Annotated in this window: 17 protein-coding genes and 2 tRNA genes; 6 read left to right on the top strand and 13 right to left on the bottom strand. The window is 45.5% G+C overall.

Annotated elements, in window-relative coordinates:
• Nucleotides 1-2: 2 nt before the first annotated feature.
• From murA to rseP, 4 genes are read left to right on the top strand one after another with little or no spacing between them, the layout of a single operon-like run.
• Complete coding sequence (murA, locus tag C7Y71_RS01145; RefSeq protein ID WP_111897881.1) at nucleotides 3-1316, top strand: UDP-N-acetylglucosamine 1-carboxyvinyltransferase; 1314 nt, start codon at nucleotides 3-5, stop codon at nucleotides 1314-1316.
• A gap of 36 nt (nucleotides 1317-1352) precedes the next feature.
• Nucleotides 1353-1877, top strand: a complete 525-nt coding sequence (rimM, locus tag C7Y71_RS01140) for a ribosome maturation factor RimM (protein WP_111897882.1) — start codon at nucleotides 1353-1355, stop codon at nucleotides 1875-1877.
• A gap of 19 nt (nucleotides 1878-1896) precedes the next feature.
• On the top strand, nucleotides 1897-3045 hold the full coding sequence (locus C7Y71_RS01135; protein WP_111897883.1) for a 1-deoxy-D-xylulose-5-phosphate reductoisomerase: 1149 nt from the start codon (nucleotides 1897-1899) through the stop codon (nucleotides 3043-3045).
• 51 nt (nucleotides 3046-3096) lie between these two features.
• Nucleotides 3097-4485, top strand: coding sequence for an RIP metalloprotease RseP (gene rseP, locus C7Y71_RS01130; protein WP_111897884.1), 1389 nt, complete (start codon nucleotides 3097-3099; stop codon nucleotides 4483-4485).
• A 158-nt stretch (nucleotides 4486-4643) separates the two neighbouring features.
• Here the strand turns inward: rseP and C7Y71_RS01125 are convergent, their stop codons facing one another.
• From C7Y71_RS01125 to C7Y71_RS01090, 8 genes are all read right to left on the bottom strand, one after another.
• Nucleotides 4644-5891 (bottom strand): DUF1015 domain-containing protein, encoded by a 1248-nt coding sequence (locus tag C7Y71_RS01125; RefSeq protein WP_111897885.1) that lies wholly within the window; start codon nucleotides 5889-5891, stop codon nucleotides 4644-4646.
• A gap of 76 nt (nucleotides 5892-5967) precedes the next feature.
• On the bottom strand, nucleotides 5968-6885 hold the full coding sequence (locus tag C7Y71_RS01120) for an NAD(P)-dependent oxidoreductase (RefSeq protein ID WP_111897886.1): 918 nt from the start codon (nucleotides 6883-6885) through the stop codon (nucleotides 5968-5970).
• Between the two features lie 12 nt (nucleotides 6886-6897).
• Complete coding sequence (gene serC / locus C7Y71_RS01115) at nucleotides 6898-7965, bottom strand: 3-phosphoserine/phosphohydroxythreonine transaminase (protein WP_111897887.1); 1068 nt, start codon at nucleotides 7963-7965, stop codon at nucleotides 6898-6900.
• A gap of 149 nt (nucleotides 7966-8114) precedes the next feature.
• Nucleotides 8115-8201, bottom strand: a tRNA-Ser gene (locus C7Y71_RS01110).
• 157 nt (nucleotides 8202-8358) lie between these two features.
• The gene (locus C7Y71_RS01105; RefSeq protein WP_111897888.1) at nucleotides 8359-10080 is read right to left on the bottom strand and encodes an MFS transporter; all 1722 of its coding nucleotides are present in this window, start codon (nucleotides 10078-10080) and stop codon (nucleotides 8359-8361) included.
• Between the two features lie 21 nt (nucleotides 10081-10101).
• Complete coding sequence (locus C7Y71_RS01100; protein ID WP_394366619.1) at nucleotides 10102-12255, bottom strand: S9 family peptidase; 2154 nt, start codon at nucleotides 12253-12255, stop codon at nucleotides 10102-10104.
• Between the two features lie 12 nt (nucleotides 12256-12267).
• The gene (yidC, locus tag C7Y71_RS01095) at nucleotides 12268-14169 is read right to left on the bottom strand and encodes a membrane protein insertase YidC (protein WP_111897889.1); all 1902 of its coding nucleotides are present in this window, start codon (nucleotides 14167-14169) and stop codon (nucleotides 12268-12270) included.
• Nucleotides 14170-14357: 188 nt separating this feature from the next.
• Nucleotides 14358-14430: transfer RNA gene (locus C7Y71_RS01090), tRNA-Met, on the bottom strand.
• Between the two features lie 183 nt (nucleotides 14431-14613).
• Between C7Y71_RS01090 and rbr the strand changes: the two genes are divergently transcribed.
• Nucleotides 14614-15156, top strand: a complete 543-nt coding sequence (rbr, locus tag C7Y71_RS01085) for a rubrerythrin (RefSeq protein ID WP_111897890.1) — start codon at nucleotides 14614-14616, stop codon at nucleotides 15154-15156.
• 114 nt (nucleotides 15157-15270) lie between these two features.
• Here the strand turns inward: rbr and C7Y71_RS01080 are convergent, their stop codons facing one another.
• Entirely contained in the window at nucleotides 15271-16527 is a 1257-nt protein-coding gene (locus tag C7Y71_RS01080; RefSeq protein ID WP_111897891.1) for a replication-associated recombination protein A, read from the bottom strand.
• 314 nt (nucleotides 16528-16841) lie between these two features.
• On the opposite strand from C7Y71_RS01080, the gene rho reads away from it, so the two are divergent.
• Complete coding sequence (gene rho / locus C7Y71_RS01075; RefSeq protein WP_111897892.1) at nucleotides 16842-18779, top strand: transcription termination factor Rho; 1938 nt, start codon at nucleotides 16842-16844, stop codon at nucleotides 18777-18779.
• Between the two features lie 125 nt (nucleotides 18780-18904).
• Here rho and C7Y71_RS01070 read toward each other — a convergent pair whose 3' ends face one another.
• The 4 genes from C7Y71_RS01070 to kdsA are packed head-to-tail and all read right to left on the bottom strand — an operon-like array spanning nucleotide 18905 to nucleotide 23193.
• Nucleotides 18905-20125: an acyltransferase family protein gene (locus C7Y71_RS01070; protein WP_193215934.1), complete on the bottom strand. Its 1221-nt coding sequence runs from the start codon at nucleotides 20123-20125 to the stop codon at nucleotides 18905-18907.
• Nucleotides 20126-20168: 43 nt separating this feature from the next.
• A complete protein-coding gene (locus C7Y71_RS01065) occupies nucleotides 20169-21470 on the bottom strand; it encodes a phospholipase D-like domain-containing protein (RefSeq protein WP_111897894.1) in 1302 nt (433 codons plus the stop codon).
• A 6-nt stretch (nucleotides 21471-21476) separates the two neighbouring features.
• Nucleotides 21477-22436: a KpsF/GutQ family sugar-phosphate isomerase gene (locus C7Y71_RS01060; RefSeq protein WP_111897895.1), complete on the bottom strand. Its 960-nt coding sequence runs from the start codon at nucleotides 22434-22436 to the stop codon at nucleotides 21477-21479.
• A complete protein-coding gene (kdsA, locus tag C7Y71_RS01055) occupies nucleotides 22414-23193 on the bottom strand; it encodes a 3-deoxy-8-phosphooctulonate synthase (RefSeq protein WP_111897896.1) in 780 nt (259 codons plus the stop codon). The genes C7Y71_RS01060 and kdsA overlap by 23 nt, the downstream gene beginning before the upstream one ends.
• Nucleotides 23194-23278: the final 85 nt, after the last annotated feature.

Below are 23278 nucleotides of genomic sequence, written 5' to 3'. Positions count from 1 at the left end.
ACATGGCATCATTCATCATAGAAGGCGGACATGAACTTCAGGGCGAGATAACTCCCCAAGGTGCGAAGAATGAGGCTTTGCAGGTGATTTGTGCAACACTCCTCACGTCCGAACCAGTACGCATAAAAAACATTCCTGAAATTCTGGATGTCAACAACCTGATACGCCTGCTCATCGATATGGGTGTCAAGGTGACTCACAATGGTCGCGGTGATGCTACATTTCAGGCAAACGAACTCAATCTGGAGTTCATGAAAAGCGATGAATATCTTGAGCGATGCACGCGCCTGAGAGGCAGTGTGCTGATGACAGGTCCGTTGCTCGCACGTTATGGCAGGGCAACGGTGCCCAAGCCTGGTGGCGACAAGATCGGGCGCAGGCGTCTCGACACCCACTTCTTCGGTTTCATGAAACTGGGCGCTGTGTCGAGTTATAACCCCATCGACTCTATCTACGAGATAAAGGCGGAGCGCGAGCATCTCAAAGGCAACTACATCCTGCTCGATGAAGCGTCTGTAACAGGAACGGCTAACATCATCATGGCTGCCGTACTGGCTGAAGGCGAGACAACTATATACAATGCAGCCTGCGAGCCTTACGTTCAGCAACTCTGCAAGATGCTCGTCAGGATGGGTGCAGACATCAAAGGAATCGGTTCAAACCTTCTTACCATCAATGGTGTGATGCGGCTTGGAGGCACAGAACACACCGTGCTGCCCGACATGATAGAAATCGGTAGTTTTATCGGCATTGCAGCCATGGTGGGCAACGGCATCACTATCAAGAACGTTTCTTACGAAAATCTTGGAATTATTCCCTACGCATTCAAACGTCTTGGAATCAAGATGGAACATCGTGGCGATGACATCTATATTCCAAAGCAAGACGAATACGAAATAGAATCGTTCATTGACGGGTCGTTCATGACATTGGCAGACTCACCTTGGCCCGGACTTACACCTGACCTGCTGAGTGTGCTGATAGTCGTGGCAAGTCAGGCGAAAGGTTCTGTGCTGTTCCATCAGAAAATGTTTGAGAGCCGCCTGTTCTTTGTGGACAAACTTATCGACATGGGTGCTCAGATTATCCTCTGCGACCCGCACAGAGCCGTTGTCGTGGGGCATAACAAACAGTTGCAACTTCGTGCGCGCCGCATGGTTTCTCCCGACATCAGGGCAGGTATTGCATTGCTCATTGCAGCACTGAGCGCCGACGGCATAAGCCGCATAGACAACGTTGAGCAAATAGACCGTGGATATCAGGAAATAGAGCAAAGGCTGAATGCGCTCGGAGCGAGAATCAGCCGTCAGCGATAGCACTTTTTCTGCATCAGCATTTGAAGACTACCGGATATGATAAGAAGCGACGAAGTATTCAAGATTGGCAAAATCACCAGAACGCGTGGCATCAAAGGCGAAGTTGAAATGGAATGTATCAACGATGCCTTCGATGATGGGAATGCAGAATATTTCGTGCTTGAGATTGATGGTATTCTCGTGCCGTTCTTTTGGGAGGAATATCGCTTTAAGAACCATACGACCATAATTGTCATGTTCGATGGAATCAGCAATGAGAAAGAGGCATCACAATATGTGGGTTGCAATGTGTTCTATCCCTTTAGCAAGGTTGCCACGGACGAAACACACCTGCTTTCCTGGAAAGCATTTGAAGGCTATAGCGTGACGGGGCAAAATGAGGAGCATATCGGTGAAATCATTCACGTTGACGACAGGAACGACAACATTGTCATAACCGTTGAACAACCATCAGGCAAAACGGCATTGCTCCCGCTCCACGAGGACCTGATCTTGGAATGTGACCACAAAAAGCGCTTCGTTAAACTAATCATAGCAGAAGGATTGCTCGACCTCAACTAAGCAACGACAACAGTAAAACATGAAGAAAATTGCAATAATTGGTTCAACGGGTTCAATAGGCACACAGTCGCTCGACGTTATTCGCCAGCATAGCGACCTTTTCGAGGCACGTGTTCTTACCGCCAACAATAATGCCGATTTGCTCATTTCTCAAGCCAGGGAGTTTAAGCCTGACGCAGTAGTCATAGCCAATGAAAGCAAATACGACTATGTGAGCGAAGCATTGTCAGATTTGCCCATCAAGGTATATGCCGGTTCTCAGGCGCTTTGCGATGTTGTAGAAATGCCTTCTGTGGATGTCGTCATAGCAGCACTTGTTGGCTTTGCTGGTCTTCCTTCAACCATTTCTGCCATAAAAGCAGGCAAGACTATTGCGCTCGCCAATAAGGAAACACTTGTCGTTGCAGGTGAACTTGTAACGGGGTTGGCATGGAAGAACAAAGCACCCATACTACCTGTTGACAGCGAACATTCTGCGATTTTTCAGTCGTTGACGGGCGAAGGGAAGAACAAGATTGAAAAAATCCTGCTCACAGCAAGTGGCGGTCCATTCAGAAATCTCGGACAAGAAGAATTGGCACACGTTACGTCAGAACAGGCACTGAAACACCCTAATTGGTCAATGGGGGCAAAAATTACGATAGATTCCGCCACTATGATGAACAAGGGCTTTGAAATGATAGAAGCAAAATGGTTGTTTGGCGTGTCGCCGGATAAAATAGAAGTGGTGGTACACCCTGAAAGCATCATTCATTCAGCCGTGCAGTTTGAGGATGGTAGCGTGAAGGCACAACTCGGTGTACCCGACATGCGTCTCCCCATTCAATATGCCCTGTCCTACCCTGACAGGCTGCATCTCGAAGCCAGCCGCCTCAACTTGTTCGATATTGGTGCACTTCATTTCGAACATCCTGATTTCGAGCGTTTCCGCCCGTTGAAACTGGCGTATAATGCTGCGCATAAGGGTGGTAACATGCCCTGTATTCTTAATGCTGCAAACGAAGTGGCAAACCTGGCATTCCGTGAAGGTCGCATCAGCTTCCCGAAACTTTCGGAAGTGCTGGAGATTACAATGCAGACAGCCACATTCTCTGCAACTCCCACCCTCGACACTTATTATGACACTGATGTCGAAGCGCGTCGCATTGCAGAAGAATTCTGTCAATAAAACAGAAAAGAAACAACTAAATAAGAATTAGAAAAAAAACGATTAAAACCGATGGAAACATTTTTGATAAGGGCTTTGCAACTCATCTTGTGCCTGTCACTTCTCGTGTTTCTCCACGAAGGCGGACACTTTCTCATGGCAAGGCTCTTCAAGGTAAGAGTAAAGAAATTCGCTCTGTTCTTCGACCCGTGGTTCAGTCTCCTGAAATTTAAGCCTAAGAAAAGTCATACCACGTATGTTCTGGGCTGGGTGCCCCTCGGCGGTTACGTACAGATAGACGGCATGGTGGACGAGACACAGAAAGCGTCGGACTTAAGCGAAGAAGTGCACCCATGGGAGTTCCGTGCGAAACCTGCTTGGCAGCGACTGCTGATCATGTTGGGCGGAGTCATTGTAAACTTCCTTGTAGCATTATTTATTTATGCGATGATTTTGTTCGTCTGGGGCGACAGTTATGTGCCTATTGAAAAATACGAGCACGGTTTCAAATTCAATACAGAGGCAAAGGCACTCGGATTTCAGGACGGCGACATACTGATTGGCACAAACAGGAATAAGATAGACCGTTTCGACCGCAAGAACATCACGTTCATCTATCAGGACCTGACCAGCGCAACATCTGCCACTGTTCTGCGCGGCGGAAAAGAAGTGAGCATTACTCTTCCCGGCGACCTGAACATGCTTGAAATGGCAAAGAAACACCCACCATTCATCACTCTGCTCGAACCGGCAGTCATAGACAGCATGGCAGCAAACGAACCTGCAGCGAAAAGCGGTAAGATGCACGTGGGCGACAAGATTGTGGCATACAATGGTGTTCAGGTTTCTACATGGAACGAAATTGATAGCATACGTACGATTATTGCGGACAAATTGGCTACAGTTACAACACAGGAAGACAGCGTCAAATTGAGGAACGTAAGTCTGGTCGTTCAGCATGCAGACGGCACTGTAGACTCTCTGACCAACTTCGCGCTCAACGAGAACTATCAGATGGGTGTGTTCCGCCAACTTCCGCAGAAGTATATGCAATACAAGACTGCACGTGAATACGGGCTGATTGAAGCCATTCCCGCAGGTATTGAATATGGATGGAAAACGCTGAAATACTACGTCTTGAGTCTTAAATACGTATTTACGGCTGACGGCGCAAAGAGTGTGGGCAGTTTTGGTGCTATCGGCAGCCTGTTCCCTGCTTCATGGGACTGGATGCGTTTCTGGGAGATGACGGCTTTCATCAGCATCATTCTTGCTTTCATGAACGTCCTGCCCATTCCTGCCCTTGACGGCGGCCATGTCCTGTTCCTTCTCTTCGAGATGGTAACACGACGCAAACCAAGCGACAAATTCATGACATACGCTGAATACGTAGGTATCACGCTTATCCTGCTCCTGATGGCCTTTGCCATTTTCAATGACTTCAGAAATTTTGTGTTTTAGCGGTTAATGAATGGGGCTGCAACGGTGTTGCAGCATAGTTGAAAGTAAAAAAAGTTGAGAGTTGATAGTCCGGACTTCGCCATAAAAGCGAAAAATCCTCAACTATCAACTCTCTACTATTAATGATTAACTGTTAACTGCTAACTTTCAACTGTCAACTATGACAATTTATGGATAACCAGTCCGCTGCGTAGTTTCGGTTCAAACCATGTGGCTTTTGGCGGCATGATTTTGCCGCTGTCTGCGATATCCATGATTTGCTGCATTGTTACAGGATATAAGGCAAGTGCCATTTTCATCTCTCCGCTGTCCACACGGCGCTTAAGTTCTCCCAGACCGCGCAGTCCTCCGACAAAGTCGATGCGTTTGCTGCTTCTGAGGTCTTTGATGTCTAAGAGTTCGTCGAGGATAAGTCGGGAAGAAATATCCACGTCAAGCACACCTATCGGGTCGCTTTCGTCGTATGTACCTGCCTTGGCAGTTAGGCTATACCATTTTCCACCGATATAGAGCGAGAACTCGTGAAGGGCATTCGGACGGTATTCATCCGTGCCTTTTTCGCAGACGATGAAATTCTTTTCGAGTGCCTTGAGGAACTCTTCTTCTGTCATGCCATTGAGGTCGCGTACCACACGATTGTAATCAAGAATGGTCAGCTGTGAAGCTTGGAAACAAACAGCCATGAAGTAGTTATACTCTTCTGTACCATTATGATTTGGATTCTGGCTTGCCTTTTCAGCGCCAACGAGAGCCGCTGCAGCACTGCGATGGTGTCCATCTGCAATATACAGGGCAGGCATTTTTGCAAATTCACGTGTAATAAGTGCGATGTCGTCATCGTTTTCTACTACCCAGAACTGATGACGGAAACCATCAATAGGTGCAATGAAGTCATATTCCGGTACTGTTACAGCATATTTGTTAATCAGGCTGTCAAGCACAGTGTTGTCGGGATAAGCGAAGAAAACGGGCTCTATGTTGGCATTATTCACGCGAACATGTTTCATGCGGTCTTCTTCCTTGTCTCGACGTGTCAGTTCGTGCTTCTTGATGATGCCGTTCATGTAGTCCGGCACGAAAGCACCTACGACGAGACCATACTGTGTCTTGCCGTTCATGGTCTGTGCATAGATATAGTACGATTCTTTTTCGTCCTGCACGAGCCAGCCTTTATCTTGGAACATCTGGAAATTCTCCGCAGCCTTTTCATAGACACGTGGGTCATATTCACTTGTTCCTGGTTCAAAATCTATTTCAGGCTTTATGATGTGATAGAGCGACATTTCATTGCCTTCGGCTTCTAGGCGTGCTTCTTCCGATTCGAGAACATCGTATGGGCGACTCTCTACCTTTTCCACCAAATCTTTTGGCGGACGTATGCCTTTGAATGGTTTTACTGTAGCCACGAGATTGATTTTTAAGAGAAAAACAAAAATGGTTCGGGAAGAATTGCGTAAACAGCAGTTTCCCGAACCATCACAATTACTTGTTCACCTGGAATTTTGTGCAACCATCCTTGAAGAATGCCGTGATCTGCTTTGCTGCAGCGATACCTGCATTGATGTTTGCCTCCTGAGTCTGCGCACCCATCTTTTTAGGTGTACTGAAATAGCGACCCTCGAGTTGTGCAAATTCAGCATCTGCGTCGGGTTTGATATCCGTTACATACTTCAAGTCAGGGCGTTCCTGCATCAGTTTGATAAGCCCTGGCTCATCAATCACATCTTTGCGTGCAGTATTGGCGAGAATGCCACCCTTACGCATCTTGCCTACGAGGTCGTAGTTGATGCTCTGTTTGGTTTCAGGCGTTGCGGGAATATGCAGTGAAACAACGTCGCACAATTCAAAGAGTTCTTCCTGATTAGCAACGGCATGCACACCAGCACTTTCAATGACTTCTGCAGGGCAGTATGCATCGTATGCATAAACATCCATACCAAAGCCCTTCGCTATGCGTGCCACGTTACGGCCTACATTGCCGAAAGCAAGGATACCCAGTTTCTTGCCCAAAAGTTCTGTTCCTGCCTTGCCGTTATAGAAGTTGCGGACAGCATAAACCAACATGCCGAACACAAGTTCTGCTACAGCGTTTGAGTTCTGACCAGGAGTGTTTTCCACTACGACCTTCTTTGCCGTTGCAGCAGCAAGGTCAACATTGTCGAAACCTGCACCTGCGCGAACTACGATCTTCAACTGTTTAGCGGCTTCGAGCACTTCTGCATCTACTTTGTCTGAACGTATGATGAGTGCATCGGCGTCCTTCACTGCTTCGAGAAGTTGTGCCTTTTCGGTGTATTTCTCAAGAAGCACCAGTTCGTTGCCCGCTGCTTCTGTTTCCTGACGAATACCGTCCACTGCGGCTGCAGCAAAAGGCTTTTCAGTTGCTACTAATACTTTCATGGTTGTGATGTCTTAATGTTTTGCTTCAAATTCCTTCATCACTTCTACAAGTGCTTTCGCACCTTCGATAGGCATAGCGTTGTAGCAAGATGCACGGAAACCACCTACGCTGCGGTGTCCCTTAAGACCTACCATACCTTTGCCAAGAGCGAATTCGAGGAAGTCTTTCTCAAGGTCTTTGTACTCGTCGTTCATCACGAAGCAGATGTTCATGTATGAGCGGTCCTCTTCGTTAGCCGTACCCTTGAACAGGCGGTTGCGGTCTATTTCACCGTAAACAACTTCAGCGCGATCGGCAGCACGTTTTGCCATGGCTTCTACACCACCCTGACGCTGTATCCATTTCAGGTTCTGATATGCACTATAGATGGGTACTACAGGCGGGGTATTGAACATAGACCCTTTGTCGATATGTGTGCGATAGTCGAGCATTGTAGGAATCTGGCGGCTAACTTTGCCGAGAAGTTCGTTCTTCACTACTACGAAAGTAACACCTGCCATAGCAAGGTTCTTCTGTGCACCACCATAAATCATGCCATATTTGCTGACATCAACAGGTCGAGAGAAGATGTCGCTCGACATGTCGGCAATAAGTGGCACGGGGCTGTCGAGATCCTTGCGAAGTTCTGTACCATAGATAGTGTTGTTCGTCGTGATGTGGAAATAGTCAGCATCAGCAGGCACTTCAAAATCTTTTGGTATGAATGTATAGTTGGCATCAGCAGATGAAGCCACTTCTACTACTTCACCGAAGAGTTTTGCTTCCTTCATGGCCTTCTTTGCCCAAACACCTGTGTTCAGATAGGCAGCCTTCTTCTCGAGGAAATTGTAAGGTACCATGCAGAATTCCAGACTTGCACCGCCGCCGAGAAAAATAACTGAGTAGCCTTCGGGCACACCGAGTGTTTCCTTGAACAGTACGTCGATTTCGTCCATAATGACCTGCCAGTCCTTTGATCGGTGGCTGATTTCCATCAGTGAAAGACCGATGCCATTGAAGTCAACACATGCATCAGATGTTGCTTTCATCACTTCTTGCGGGAGGATAGATGGTCCCGCACCGAAATTGTATTTTTTCATGTCGTTATATTGAAAATTGTTTAATAGATTGACAACTGCGAAAATAATCACTTTTTCTAAAACAAACAAAGCAATTTCGGAATTTATTAAAAATAAGATTACAATAAGGCACAAAAAACTCTGACAAAATGCCAGAGTTAATTCTTTCGCGGAAGCGGGGGGATTCGAACCCCCGGTACGGTAACCCGCACGTCAGTTTAGCAAACTGGTGGTTTCAGCCACTCACCCACACTTCCTCCTTAAATTTAGGATGCGGTTGTTTGTCAAACGCGGTGCAAAAGTAGCACTTATTTTAATAATAACAAATTTTTAGTGATAATTTTTCAGAAATAAAATTTCATCCTGCTTAGAAATTGGTATTCAAGCAGGATGAAAATCTAAATAAAAATTTAATTATTTGATATTAGGCTCTTCAAGACCAATACCTTTTTTCTTATCTACGGCTTTTAGTAACAGACCTAGGAAGAACGCAGCAACTCCGAGTGCTGCAAGCATAACGAGTGGCCATGTGTAGTTATAAGATACTGCCACATTTTCAGAAACGGCAGCGACTTGTGCGTTCGCTTCCTGAATTGTCATATTGCCTGCTTCAACTGCATGTTTAGTTGTCTCTTTAATGGCCTTTATCTTTGCCGCTAATTCTGGATTTGTACCTTCAAGCACTTTACCAATGAGAAGAGGAAAGAGCCACAAACCAATATTCTGAATCCAGAAGATAAGTGCATAAGCAGAACCTATAATTTTTGGTTCAACAAGCTTTGGTACACTTGGCCACAATGAGGCTGGAACGAGAGAGAAACTGGCTCCAAGAACTAAAATCGTGATATAAGCGATTACGACACCTCCAACAGGTGAATTTCCGCAAAGCGGAAGCACGAAGGCAAAAGTAAGGTGGCAAGCAATGAGTAATAAAGAGCCAAGTATTAACATTGATGCAGCCTTTCCTTTATGATCCACATAATTTCCAAGAATAGGTGTTATAAGCACAGCCAAGAGTGGGAAGACCGCAAAGATTGCTTCTGCAGACTGTCGCATATATCCCATATAGCAATATACTAATAACGATATTATAGACACTACAAGCATTGCGTACTTAAGGTCTTTTTTCTTCATAAAGTTGCTTGCAAATCCTGCTGCAGCAACAATAAGCATGATGACGTACTGCACGATAGTAACAGAATCATCCGCCCAGAAACTACCCTTTTCTGGTGTTGTCAGGTGGAGGTTGCATTGGAGCATGTTTACAGCATACTTCTGGAAGGGGAAAATTGCTGAATAGTAAAGTACACAAAGTAGTGCTACAAGCCAGAATCCACTTGAAGATAGGATTTGTCCTATGTCGCTTACTTTGAATGGACCATCTTTTTCCTCTGCTTCACCTGTTTGTTCATCAAGTTTTTTATCCATAAAGAAATAGACTATAAACATGATGAGTGCAATCATAAGTAGTACAACGCCGAAGGCAACAGAACGTGAAACACTTACATTTCCGCCTAATTTTGCAAAGAAAGGTGAGAAAATCATACAGGTTGCAACTCCAAGACGTGCAAGAGCCATTTCAGAGCCCATTGCAAGAGCCATTTCACGTCCCTTGAACCATTTTACTATACCACGGCTAACAGTAATACCTGCCATTTCTACTCCACATCCGAAAATCATAAAACCAATTGCAGCTACTTTAGCAGAGGCTGGCATACCTTTATAGAATGGCGACACACCAAGTTCATCAAGACCTGGTATATAATTGAGATTCTCTGTAAACCACTTTTCGATATCGCTACCTATAAAAGTATCGGCTATTGCATAATATTTAATTAATGCACCAACAAGCATTACAGCTCCAGAAAGAAGAGCTGTAAATCTTACCCCCATCTTATCAAGAATTATTCCTGCAAAGATAAGGAAGAACACAAACACATTGAGGAACGTTTCTGCACCTTGCATTGTTCCAAAAGCAGTAGAATCCCACCCTCGTTGACTTAACATCAGGTCCTTGATGGGCGAAAGGATGTCCATAAAGATGTAGGAACAGAACATCGCGAGAGCAAGCAGAAGCAGTGCTATCCACCGCATAGCTGCAGAATCGCGTAATGTTTTCAAGTTTGAATTTGCCATTTTAGTTCTATATTATTATGATTATTTATTATCAGGTTTGAGCCAGCGGTCGAGCCAGCGGAAGAATGTGCGTTGCCAAAGTATTCCATTTTGTGGTTTTAGCACCCAATGATTTTCGTCGGGGAAAAGCAACAACTGAGCAGGTATTCCGCGAAGGCGTGCGGCACTGAAGGCACTTTCTGCCTGCGTGTATTCTATACGAAAATCTCTCTGACCATGTATGCAGAGGATCGGTGTGTCCCATTTATCTACATACAGATGCGGACTTTCCCTGAATGCCTTTTGCATCTGTCCTTCGGCATTTTTAATCCATGGTGCAGACTTGAGGTCCCAATTAGGAAACCACATTTCTTCTGTTTCTACATATTGCTGTTGTGTGTTGTATATGCCGTCGTGCGCTATGAATGCCTTGAAGCGCTTGTCGTGGTTTCCTGCAAGCCAATATACACTGTAGCCGCCGAAACTTGCACCTACGGCACCAAGATGCTCTTCATCGACGTATGGTTCTTTCTTCAGGTCGTCAATAGCGGAAAGGTAATCCTGCATACATTGTCCCGAATAGTCGCCACTTATCTGTTCAAGCCATTCCATGCCGAAACCGGGCAGACCACGTCGGTTTGGCGCTATGATGATATAGTCATTCGCAGCCATTATCTGGAAGTTCCATCTGTAACTCCAGAACTGACTGACGGGTGACTGCGGACCGCCTTCGCAGAACAGGAGGGCGGGATATTTTTTCGTGGCATCGAAATGCGGCGGATAAATCACCCAGCAGAGTTCTTTCTTACCGTCGGTAGTAGCGACCCAGCGTTCTTCCACATTACCCATCGTGAGGCGGTCGTAGATGTGCTTGTTCTCAAACGTGATTTGTTCAAGTTTGTTTCCTTTCAGCAAATACACTTCATCTGCTTGTTTCATGGAGTGCTTCTTGCAGAAGATGTCTTTACCGTTTGGTGCCAGACTCACGAGCGAGAAGTCTGCCACTTCGTCCGTCAGCGGTTTGACGTCGCCTTTGAGATTTGTAGTGTAAATCTGTGTCTTGCCATGCCACACACCTGAGAAACATAAGTTCTTGGAATTAGGCATCCAGAGGAACTGATCTACTCCACTCTCGAACTTTTCAGTAACGTAAGTCTTGTTGCCTGTTGCAAATTCATATACACAGAGCCTTGTGCGGTCGCTTTCGTAGCCGTCGCGTTCCATGGAGAGCCAGGCAATGCGCTGACCATCGGGCGAGAAGGCAGGATTTTGGTCATAACCCACGTTGTTGTCTTTCTGCTGATGATTGACTGCCTGATGTTCCAGCGACATCGTGGTGTCGCATGGCTGTTCTGTCCAGTCTGCTTGTTTGCAGAGGTTTTTCACAGACTTCGTGGCAATGTCGTAGAGGAAAATGTCGCTGTCTGTGCTGATGGCGTAAGCCTTACCCGTCTTCTTGCGGCAAGTATAGGCAATCGACTTTGAATCCGGGCTCCATGACAACTGCTCGATACCACCGAAAGGCATCATGGGACATTCGTATGGCTCACCTTCCAGAATATCTGTGCTATCTTCTATTCTGTCGCCATTGAAACGTGCCACGAAAGGATGCGGAATACTCTTAACATACGTGTCCCAGTGCTTGTACATCAGATTGTTTATTACCATGCCTGATGCCTTGGGTAAGTCGCTGTCGTTCTTAGCAATAGATGCGTCTGTTTCTACTTCTTTTATGAGAATTAGCAGTTTCTCATCAGGCGAAAAAAGGAATTCTGATATGTCATCCTTTTCGAACGAAATCTGACGCTTGTCCGTACCGTCAACATTCATCTCCCAGAGTTGTGATGTACCACTCTCTGCTGTGAGGTATGCTATTTTCTGTCCGTTCTTGATAAATACGGGAGAATACTCGCTCTTAGGGCTGGTGGTGAGAAGTGTCTGTGCCTTGGAATTAAGATTGAGCACATAAATCACGCTATGGCTCTTGTTCTGTTCCACACTGTAATAAGTTACCGTGTAAACGGCAGTGTTGCCATCAGGCGACACATTGAACGTCCCGATACGTCCCATACTCCAGAGCACTTCGGGCGTCATTCTGTCAGAAGTCATCTCTGGTGTCTGCTTTCCGATAAATGTCTGCGCGTCGGTGTTCAAAACGATAGTTGTGATTAGGACTGTTGCTAATAATGACTTTATATTCACAATAATTTATTTTTTTTCTTTGCGTTTATTGATTTCTGCTTGTTTTTTGCGCAGTTCTTCCTGCTGTTCCTGAAGTTTAGCAAGGCGTGCAGCCATACCAGTAGGTCGCTTCTCTGGGTTGTTCTTGTTGTTCTTGTAGTTGGCTTCGAGTTCTGCGAGCAATTTGGCATCATCGGTCGAACGGCGCAGATACCACATGGTAAGCGCACCGAAGAGCAGGGAGATAAAGTAGTAGAAGTTCAGACCGGAACTGTACTTATTGAACATGAAGAAGAAGAACACTGGCATAAGGAGCATCATCCATTGCATGATTTTCATCTGCTGTTGCTGTTCGCTGCTCATAGTGGACTGCTGCTGGCGCATCATGATAAGGCTATACACCACATTCGTTACGCAGAACAGCAGACAGAACAGGCTCAGGTGGTCGCCAATGAGCCATACGTCTGACCCCCAAGAGATGACACTATCGTATGTAGAGAGGTCTTCTGCCCAAAGGAAACTCTGCTGACGGAGTTCGAAAGCGTTCGGCACGAAGTTGAACATTGCAATCCAGATAGGCATCTGTATGAGCATAGGTAGGCAACCTCCCATCGGACTGACGCCATACTGGCTGTAGAGGGTCATCATCTCCTGTTGCTTCTTCATGGCATCCTCCTTGTTGGGATACTTGGCATTCAGTTCGTCCACCTTTGGTTTCAACACACGCATCTTTGCACTGCTCAGGTAACTCTTCTTGTTGGGATAGTACACGATGACGCGCAGAAGAATGGTGATAAGCAGGAGTACGAGTGCCATGTGTAGTCCGAGTTTAGTCAGCCAGTCGAACACATAAACCGTAAAGAAGCGGTTTATCCACTTGAAGAGTGGCCATCCGAGATCTACAAGTTCTTCAAGGTCCTGCGACTTTTCGCCTAAGAGGTCTGCGTCAAGAGACCGAAGATAGAGGTATTTGTTCGGACCGAAATAGTATTGCAACTGTGTACCTTTAGCATTACTTGGGTCGAATGGTATCTGGGCTGTCGCTCTGAAATGTTTCAGTTTACCAGAATTTTCTGCCATTTCCTTGCTTTCGAAGACACCTTTCTTCATAGGCTGCTCGCTGAGCAACACACTACTGAAATACTGGTTCTTGAAGGCAATCCAGTCCACGTCATTTTCTGCTGTTTCTTCATCATTACCCACTTCGTTGAGCACTTCTGTGCCTTCTTTGGTGTCTTTGTAGGTCAGCGTGGAATACCTGTTTTCGAAGTACCAGCCCTTTTCCTGCTGTTTCACAGTGTCTTGCCAAGTGATGGCTATACCCTCGCCAAGGTCTGCCTTCATGTTCTCCGCATGGATGTTGAAATCTATGAGGAAAGAATCGTCGGCTTTCAATTTGTATGTATAGACGAGTCTGCGTGTGCCTGTTTCATCGGCAAGCACCATGTCTACGCTATTCTTGGTAAGGTTTTCGGGTTTGAAGTAGTAGTCGCCGGCGAAGAAGCGCTTGCCCCCAAGTTGATACTCCAGTTTTATTTCAGTAGTTGAATCATTGTAAAGGAGCAACGAGGCATCCTGTTTGCCATTATTGAAATCCTGATAATTCTTGTAATTCTTCAGTTCCACACGCGTGATGTTGCCACCCTTTGGATTGATGCTTACCTTGATTTCCTTATTCTCCAGGACAACGGGGGTTGCATCACCAGTCACTGCATTCCTGAAGATGGAAGTGGTGTCAACTGCCACAACCTGTGTTTGTTTCGCTTTTTGCGCAAGTGCAGCCTTTTTAGCCTCTTCTGCTTCCTTTTGCTGACGCTCCACACGCTCTTTCTGCTGCTTGACTTCTTCTTCGCTGGGAGTATTAAAATAACTAAACCCTACGAGCACGAGAACCATCAGTACAATGCCGATAATTGTATTTTTATCCATTTTATTTATTGTTTTCTTTTGTCGTTTATTATGCTTTATTTCATATTTTTCGTCTGAATAACAGACAAAACATACCTTATTTTAAACAATTTGCAAAATTAGTGTTTTGACGTGTAAGTACAAAATTTGAATGATTGTATTTGTAAAATTTATCCAAAAAAAATAGCAACTGAGACGTTGCTATATAGTTGCGGAGATTGGACTCGAACCAATGACCTCCAGGTTATGAGCCTGGCGAGCTACCAACTGCTCCACTCCGCGATGTGAAATCTTAAGGCATTTCTGTAAATGCGGTGCAAAATTACAAACTATTTCCTAAACTACAAAATTTTATCCTAAAAAAACAACGCCACAGTGAGAAAGTTTCAAATATAACGTTACAAGAAGATAATTTGTATTATATTTGCAAACGATTAAAACAAATTAATTAAATTTTCAAACAAAATGAAGGACATTAAAGGTACACAAACAGAAAAGAATCTGCAAGCCGCATTTGCAGGCGAGTCTCAGGCACATACGAAATATCTCTACTATGCATCACGCGCAAAGAAGGATGGCTATGTACAGATGGCCTCCATCTTCGAAGAGACGGCAAAGAACGAAAAGGAGCATGCCAAGGTTTGGTTCAAGTATCTGCACGGCGGAGCAATTCCACAGACCACTGAAAACCTTGCAGATGCAGCAGCCGGAGAGAACTACGAGTGGACTGACATGTATGCAGAATTTGAACGCACAGCACGCGAGGAAGGCTTCACAGAAATAGCAGAGAAGTTCAGAATGGTAGGTGCCATCGAGAAGGAACACGAAGAACGCTATCGTAAACTGCTCAAGAACATTGAGGACAAGGTGGTCTTCTCAAAAGAAGGCGACGCTGTATGGCAATGTTCCAACTGCGGTCATATCATCGTAGGCAAGCAGGCACCAGAAATTTGCCCCGTATGCGCACACCCACAGAGTTATTTCCAGGTTCGCGCAGAGAATTATTGATTATTTGCGACTTGTCTTAACGGCATAGAATTAAAAGGCTAATAAGTTACAGGTTACATCGCGCCAAAAGTCAATACATAAAAGACTTTGCGCAGATGTAACCTGTAACCTTTACTACTTCCAATATCCGCCCATTCGTGCCTTCAACTTGTCTTCTGCCGGATTATCGGCAGGTGTCCAGAAGTGTTCGTCTTTGAGTTCGTCGGGCAAATACTGCTGACTGACGAAATGTCCGGGAAAATCGTGTGGATACTTGTAACTCTCGCCGTAGCCCAGATTTTTCATCAATTTCGTAGGCGCATTCCTCAAGTGCAGTGGCACGGGGAGATTGCCTGTCTCTTTCACCTTCGATATGGCATTATTAACACCCATATAGGCTGAGTTGCTCTTCGGACTTGTGGCAAGATACACCGTTGCTTCTGCCAAAGGAATACGTCCTTCGGGCCAGCCAATTTTAGCCACGGCATCGAAGGCGGCATTGGCGAGCAGCAGTGCATTAGGATTCGCAAGCCCTATGTCTTCTGCTGCAGAAATAAGCAACCTGCGGGCTATGAATTTCGGGTCTTCCCCACCCTCTATCATCCTCGCCAACCAATAAAGTGCTGCGTCAGGATCGCTTCCTCGGATACTCTTGATGAACGCCGAAATGATGTCGTAGTGCATTTCGCCATCTTTGTCATACGCCATGGGATTTTGCTGTAGTCGATCTGTAACGATTTTGTCATTGATGACAAGCGTGCCTTCATCGGAAGCGTTCAACAAAAGATCGAGGATGTTCAGGAGTTTTCTGGCATCACCGCTGCTGTATCTCATCAGGGCAGAAGTTTCTTCCATTTTTACCTGACGTTCTTTCAGAACGATGTCCTCATTGATGGCACGGTCAAGGAGTTGTAACAGTTCATCCTCAGTAAGCGGCTGGAGTGTATAGACCTGGCATCTTGAAAGTAGCGGACGTATCACCTCGAACGAAGGATTTTCCGTCGTGGCACCTATAAGTGTGATTGCCCCTGTCTCCACGGCAGCCAGAAGAGAATCTTGCTGGCTCTTTGAGAAGCGGTGTATCTCATCAATGAAGAGTATAGGGCTCTGTGTGCCGAAAAACTGATTTTTCCTTGCACTTTCAATAACATCGCGCACTTCCTTGACTCCGCTACTCACGGCACTTAGTGTATAAAAAGGAATATCGAGTGTCTGCGCTATTATTTTAGCCAGTGTGGTCTTCCCAACTCCGGGAGGTCCCCACAGGATAAAGGACGAGATACGTCCTGAAGATATCATGTTGCTCAACACGGCACCTTCGCCAACAAGATGTTTCTGCCCGATGTATTCCTTGAGACTTTGAGGTCGTAATCTTTCTGCCAGTGGTTTCATCTGCTTACTAAAATATGATAAAATCATTGCAAACATACAAAAAAGGGGCGGATTTGAAGTTTTTTTTCAATAAAAGTTTGCCTGTTACGAAAAAAGGACTAATTTTGCATTCCGAATGAGGTTTTCAGCCTCCATTAGATTTTACAACCTATAATCAACATTTCCCAACATTTAATCATCTCCGTCGCGCAACAGTGCGTTTAAGTAGGTATATAAACCATGATGCTTGCTTGATGTGCCACATATTATGTAAGAAACATATTATGTAAGAAAAATATGCAACGGATACAACAAAGACTGAAATTAAAGACATTATGAAGCAATATACAAGAGAGATGCTTGAGAGCATGGTGCTGGACGAACTTCGTCCTATAGCACAGGAACTTGGCATCAAGCGTCTTAGCGGAAAGCGCAAAAGTGAGCTCATTGACGAGATTCTTTCCAACACACCGCAAGAGCCACAAGAGACTGCCCCTAAACCCAAACGGGCACGCATCAGTTCTGCAGGTTTTAACCGCGTGTATTCTGCCACCAGCGATGGTAATGCAGAGAAGATAGATGCAAGCAGCACAACCAGAACGATGCAAGGCACAAGTGACATAGATCCTATGCAAAATACAGCCGAACCGAAGCCAAGACAGACAACGTTTGGCAATGACCTGTTTGCCGCAGCAGAAAATGCTGCTACTGCAAATGACACAGAAAAAACGTCAGGCAAGCCATCCGACGAACTACCCGAATTCTTATCTGAGCAAATACGTAGTAACGCAGAGCGGAACGGCCAGGATGACCATGTGGATTTTTCCACTGTCCAGCAAACCCTGCAGCAACATCTGAACACAGAAAAGAAAGAGGCTGAAAGTGGAGAAAGCCAAGAGCAAGCGACCGCTGAAAGCAAGAGTCGCGAGCAGGTGTTAGAGGAACTGAACAGTCAGGAACTTATTATCATAGAAGATGTGCCCATGACTTACAGCGGTAGCAATTTTGGCTTCGATGATTCTAACACATCGACTGCTACAAAATTTCACCGTTTCAAGGACAATCCTCCCACTGTCGTACAACATGATACTCAGGTAAACATCCGCCAGCAACAGCAAAGTGAGGCAGAAATGATACGTCAGGTGATGGCTCTGCCAGAGGCACAGATAGAAGGCAGCGGTGTGCTGGAAGTAATGCCCGAAGGTTTTGGATTCCTCCGTTCGTCCGACTACAACTACCTCACCTCGCCCGACGATATCTACGTGGCACCCAATCAGGTGCGACAGTGGAATCTTAAGACGGGTGACGTGGTGGATGTTATCGTGAAAATACCTCGCGACAACGAAAAGTTCTTCTCATTGGTAGATGTGAAACGCATCAACGGACTGGAACCATCAAGGATACGTGACAGAGTAGCGTTTGAGCATCTCACCCCCCTATTTCCTGATGAGAAATTCACACTATGCTCACGCAACGGCGAGAGTCTGTCGCGAAGAATAGTAGATCTATTCTCACCCATCGGAAAAGGACAGCGTGCGCTTATCGTGGCTCAGCCCAAGACGGGCAAGACGCTTCTGATGAAGGACATTGCCAATGCCATAGCCGAGAACCATCCCAACACCTATCTGATGATGCTCCTCATCGACGAGCGTCCTGAAGAAGTTACCGACATGGCACGCACCGTGAAGGCTGAAGTCATTGCATCGACCTTTGACGAACCGGCATCGCACCATGTAAAGATTGCCAATATTGTACTTGAAAAGGCTAAACGCATGGTTGAATGTGGGCACGACGTGGTCATTTTCCTCGACTCCATCACACGTCTGGCGAGAGCCTACAACACTGTGGCACCTGCTTCGGGCAAGGTACTTACAGGTGGTGTTGATGCCAATGCACTGCAAAAGCCAAAGCGCTTCTTCGGTGCTGCACGAAACATTGAGAACGGTGGGTCGCTGACCATCATTGCAACGGCACTGATTGACACGGGCAGCAAGATGGACGAAGTGATTTTTGAGGAGTTCAAGGGAACGGGTAATATGGAATTGCAACTTGACCGCAACATTGCCAACAAGCGTATCTATCCTGCTGTAAACCTCACGGCATCGAGCACACGACGCGATGACTTGCTGCAAGACAGCGAGACCATCAACTTCATGCAGCAATATCGCAACCACCTGGCAGACATGAACCCCGTAGAAGCCATCACGTTTATCGTGCGTCAGATGAATAACACCTATAATAATCAGGAATTCCTGCTGTCAGCCAATCAATAGACACGACACACAAACACAAAAGCGGTGGGTTGCTAGTTCATATTTAGCAACCCACCGCTTTTTTTTCTTGTTGCGACACTTTCACAGCATAGTATATGACTTCAATGAGTCTCAACTGTTTAGACTCAATCATCTTTTGGATTGGACGCTTTCCAGAAGTCCCTGATGACTGATGCGATTCCTTTTGCCAAATCTACAATGAAATGGAATAGCAGAACAACGAATTTGAAGAGCGTAACCAAAATGAATTTCAAAAGTGATACTATAAACTCCACTATTTTGGCGAAATCCATGTGGTAGCGTACGTCAAGTTTGTTAAAGATGTAGCACACGAGCAGAGGGAAGCCCAGGCCGAAGATGAAATACAAAATATCTGTAAACGAGAAGCCATCTCCTATCTTGACTACATTTGTTTTCTCTAATTCAGTCCATGCTGCAGAAGAGAATGCTATGACCAGCATCGATGCAATTTTAAGACCTGCCACAATGCAAGCAATGACATACACTGCGCGACTTCCCACATGTCTCAACGATTGCTTTACTGCGCTCTCGTCATCGAATAATGAGGTAAATGTATCAATGAGCAGGAATGCCGCAATAGTTGGAAGGAGTAGTTTAAGTGTTTCAAAAATGTTGGCTTGCATTTCGAGTTGTGCAGGCATCAACAGATATGAAGCAACAAGCAACATCATCAACACCAATATCCAAATCCAGTTGATGCGTAACTCATTTCTATATATATTGTACAGTGCTCCACATGCCATAAAGAAGAGCGCCATCAGTTCTCTGTAACCTCCACCGTCAACACCCGTAACTTTCACACCAGACAATACCTGCCAAATCAGAAGTAAGGCACTGATGGTTACTACAGCCCATCTCACCTCTTTTTCATCAGTAAAATAGGACAGTTTCTTACACAGAGAGTAAATGACCAGATAGGACACTGACCCCAGAAAAAGTGCCCGGAATATCCAAAAGGGGCCGCACATCTCTTCATCAAAGCCCGACATATTCCAGACAATGCTCCACGCATTCTGATTGCCTTTAGCCCATGTATAAATACTGTCATGCGAAACAACACCGATCCATGACAGCAGATTGTGCAAGAAAAGGAAAATGAGCGCAAAAACAACGAATGGTATGTATATCCGCCTGAAGCAACGCTTGATAAATTTCGTTTTATTTTGCAGCAAGGCAGTGTCGAAGGCGCTGCCTATTGCCATAAACAATGCAGGCAGACAAAACATAGCGAGGAACCCACCCACATCTGGAATTGATGTACATTCAGAGAGGACAAAAAGGATCAAAAGCAGACCTTTTGCCATATTCAGAGAGTTACTTTTCATCTTATTTGTATTTCCCATCTTTAAGAAAATTCTACTTAGACATTCAGAGGAATGGTGTCAGGAACTGGTATATCCAACACTGGAACCTTCTGGACTTGGAGAATGATTTCCATGCTTTTTCATCCAACACGAAGCACCGAGTCTGTTTGTCTTCCTCAAAAATTTGCTGTAGAGCGAGAGTCGTAGGTCTGTCGGCTATCAGGAGATTACATTCATAATCCCACGACAGGCTTCTGCTGTTCAGGTTGGCGGACCCTATGAAACTCATACAACTATCCACCATCATGATTTTGCTGTGATGGAAACCGCCTGTGTACATATACACTTTTGCACCTTTCTTCATCAAGCGATGCACTTCGTGTTCCACTGCGCGCGGCGTTACAGGTATGTCGCTTGTGGCAGAAACCATGATTTGGACGTCAATTCCCCTTTTCAGTGCCCTTCTGAATGCACGTCTGATTTTTCTGTTCAGTGTGAAATACGGGTTGATGACCTGAATTTGCTTTTCTGCATTGTCAATGCATTTCACAAAGGTCTGTCGGATGATTTTAGGGGTTTTGTTGGGCACGCGGTCCACCACTCCTATTATTTTTTTTCCTGCTGAAGAACAGGTATCTTGTTTCAGATTGTTAAATTCCCGTTTTAGTCCCTCGTCTGCGAGAAACAGTGTATCTCCAGACACTTGTTGCTTGGTAACCTTGTTCCAGAAATCTACGAAAATTTTTTGCAAATCGTTGACCACTTCTCCTTCAACCCTAACGTGTATGTCGCGCCAATCACCAAATTCAGGTTTTCCAACGACATAATAGTCTGCCACATTCATCCCGCCGGTGTATGCCGTCATGCCATCCACCACGACTATCTTTCGATGGTCTCTGTTGAACACATGGTTGACCCACGGGAATTTCACTTTGTCGAACTCATAAATTTCAATGCCTTGTTCATGCAACTTCTTCAGATGATATTCCTTGAGCGGACGGTTGTTTGAAGAATTGCCAAAGCCGTCGAATAGTGCCCTGACCTTCACACCCTGCTTAACTTTTTCTGCAAGGATGTCGAAGAGACATGCAGACACGGAGTCGTTGCGAAAATTGAAGTATTCCAAATGAACCGTACTCTTTGCCTGACGTATAGCCTCAAACATGTCCCTGAATTTCTCCTCGCCATTCTTGAAGATGACCATGCGGTTATTGTCAGAGAAATTCACATCATATTTCTCGCTGAGAAATCTGACGAGTGCACTGTCGCATTGAGCAAAGGCATTATTATTAAAACCAAAAAGCAGCAACAGACCCATTATCTTTATTCTGAGTCTGTTGATGTTTACTAATTTTCCTATTATCATACGAGATTATAGTTGTGTGCTGAAGGAATCTACAATTCCCAGCACATGCTGTTCGTTATCCGTTACAATAACTGCGTGTATCTTGTTCTTATGCAGAATCTTGTCTATTTCTGCTATTCGTGTATTTGGCGAAATGGTCTTTGGCTTTGGCGTCATGATGTTTTCTGCCGTAAGTTCAAAGAATGTGCTTTGATTGCGTTCCATCGCCCTGCGCACGTCGCCGTCGGTGATGATGCCTTTGAGTTTGTCGTCCTCTACTATAACACATAGCCCAAGACGTCCTCTGCTCATGTGAATCACTGCCTCACTGAGTTTCATCTTTCCGGAAATAACAGGAAGGTCTTCTGTGTACATCACATCCACCGCCTTTGTCAGCAGGCGTTTGCCAAGAGTGCCGCCGGGATGGAACTGGGCGAAGTCCGACTCCTGAAAGTCTCTTGCTTCCATCAGTGCGCAAGCCAAAGCATCGCCAAGAGCAAGGGTTGCCGTGGTTGATGCGGTAGGTGCAAGACCTAACGGACAGGCTTCTCTATGTACTGCAGCGTTCAGGTGAACCGTGGCATTCTTCGCCAGAAGTGAATTGGGATTCCCCGTCATACCGATGACAGGTATACTTCTTTCAGTAAGGTAAGGCAGAAACCTCAGCAGTTCGTCTGTCTGTCCTGAATTAGATATGGCAAGCACCACATCGCTCGTGGTAATCACGCCCAGATCGCCATGGAAAACATCAAGAGGATTGACGAAGAAACTTGGTGTGCCAGTGGATGAAAGCGTGGCTGCAATTTTAGCCCCTATATGTCCGCTTTTTCCTACGCCCGTAACAATGACCTTGCCAGAACACTCTATGATGAGTTCTACGGCTTTGTCGAAATCTTCGTCGATATTTGGTATCAAGCCAATCAACGCCTCTGCTTCTACTTTGAGGCAATCTATGGCAACTTCTTTATATTTCGAGTTGGTAATCATCTTGTTTGGCAAGTTGTTTGATGAGGTTTTCTAATTTGTCCAGTTCTATCATGTTTGGTCCGTCACTGAGTGCCTGATCCGGGTTGGGATGAGTTTCAAAGAAATAGCCGTCAGCGCCAAAAGCCTTTGCTGCCATAGCCATTGCAGGGACAAAGTTCCGGTCGCCGCCCGTCTTTCCTCCTGCCGCCCCGGGACGCTGCACACTGTGCGTACAATCCATCACCACTTTGTCAGCATATTGCTTCATTATGGGTATGTTCCTAAAGTCAACCACAAGGTTGTTATACCCGAAAGTGTTTCCTCTCTCTGAAAGCCACACCTCGCGTGCTCCTGCATCTTTGCACTTCTCTACCGGATATTTCATGTCGTCGCCACTGAGAAACTGCGCTTTTTTTACATTGAGCACACATCCCGTCTTAGCGGCAGAAACCAGCAAGTCTGTCTGACGGCAAAGGAAGGCGGGTATCTGTATGACATCGACAACCTGTCCTGCCGCTTCTGCCTGATAACTTTCGTGAATATCAGTTAGCAGCGGCAAGTCATACTTCTGCTTGACGTCGGCAAGCATCTGCAAGCCTTTTTCAAGACCTGGTCCTCTGAAAGAACGTACAGAAGTACGATTAGCCTTGTCGAACGAGGCTTTGAAGTATATCGTCAAGTTACAGTTCTTGCGTATTTCAACCAACCGAGATGCCACAATATCAAGCAATTCAGCACTTTCAATAACACAAGGACCTGCTATAAAGAAAGGTGTCATGTAAATTGTATATAAATTCAATTTACAAAAGTACGCAAAATGAAGCAACGGACAAAATATAGCAGAAATATATCAAGAAAAAATC

It is taken from the genome of Pseudoprevotella muciniphila (genome assembly GCF_003265305.2).
In the GTDB taxonomy this organism is placed as follows: Bacteria; Bacteroidota; Bacteroidia; order Bacteroidales; family Bacteroidaceae; genus Alloprevotella; species Alloprevotella muciniphila.
Note: the sequence above shows the minus strand (reverse complement) of the source record. Positions and strands in the feature narration are given on the sequence as shown.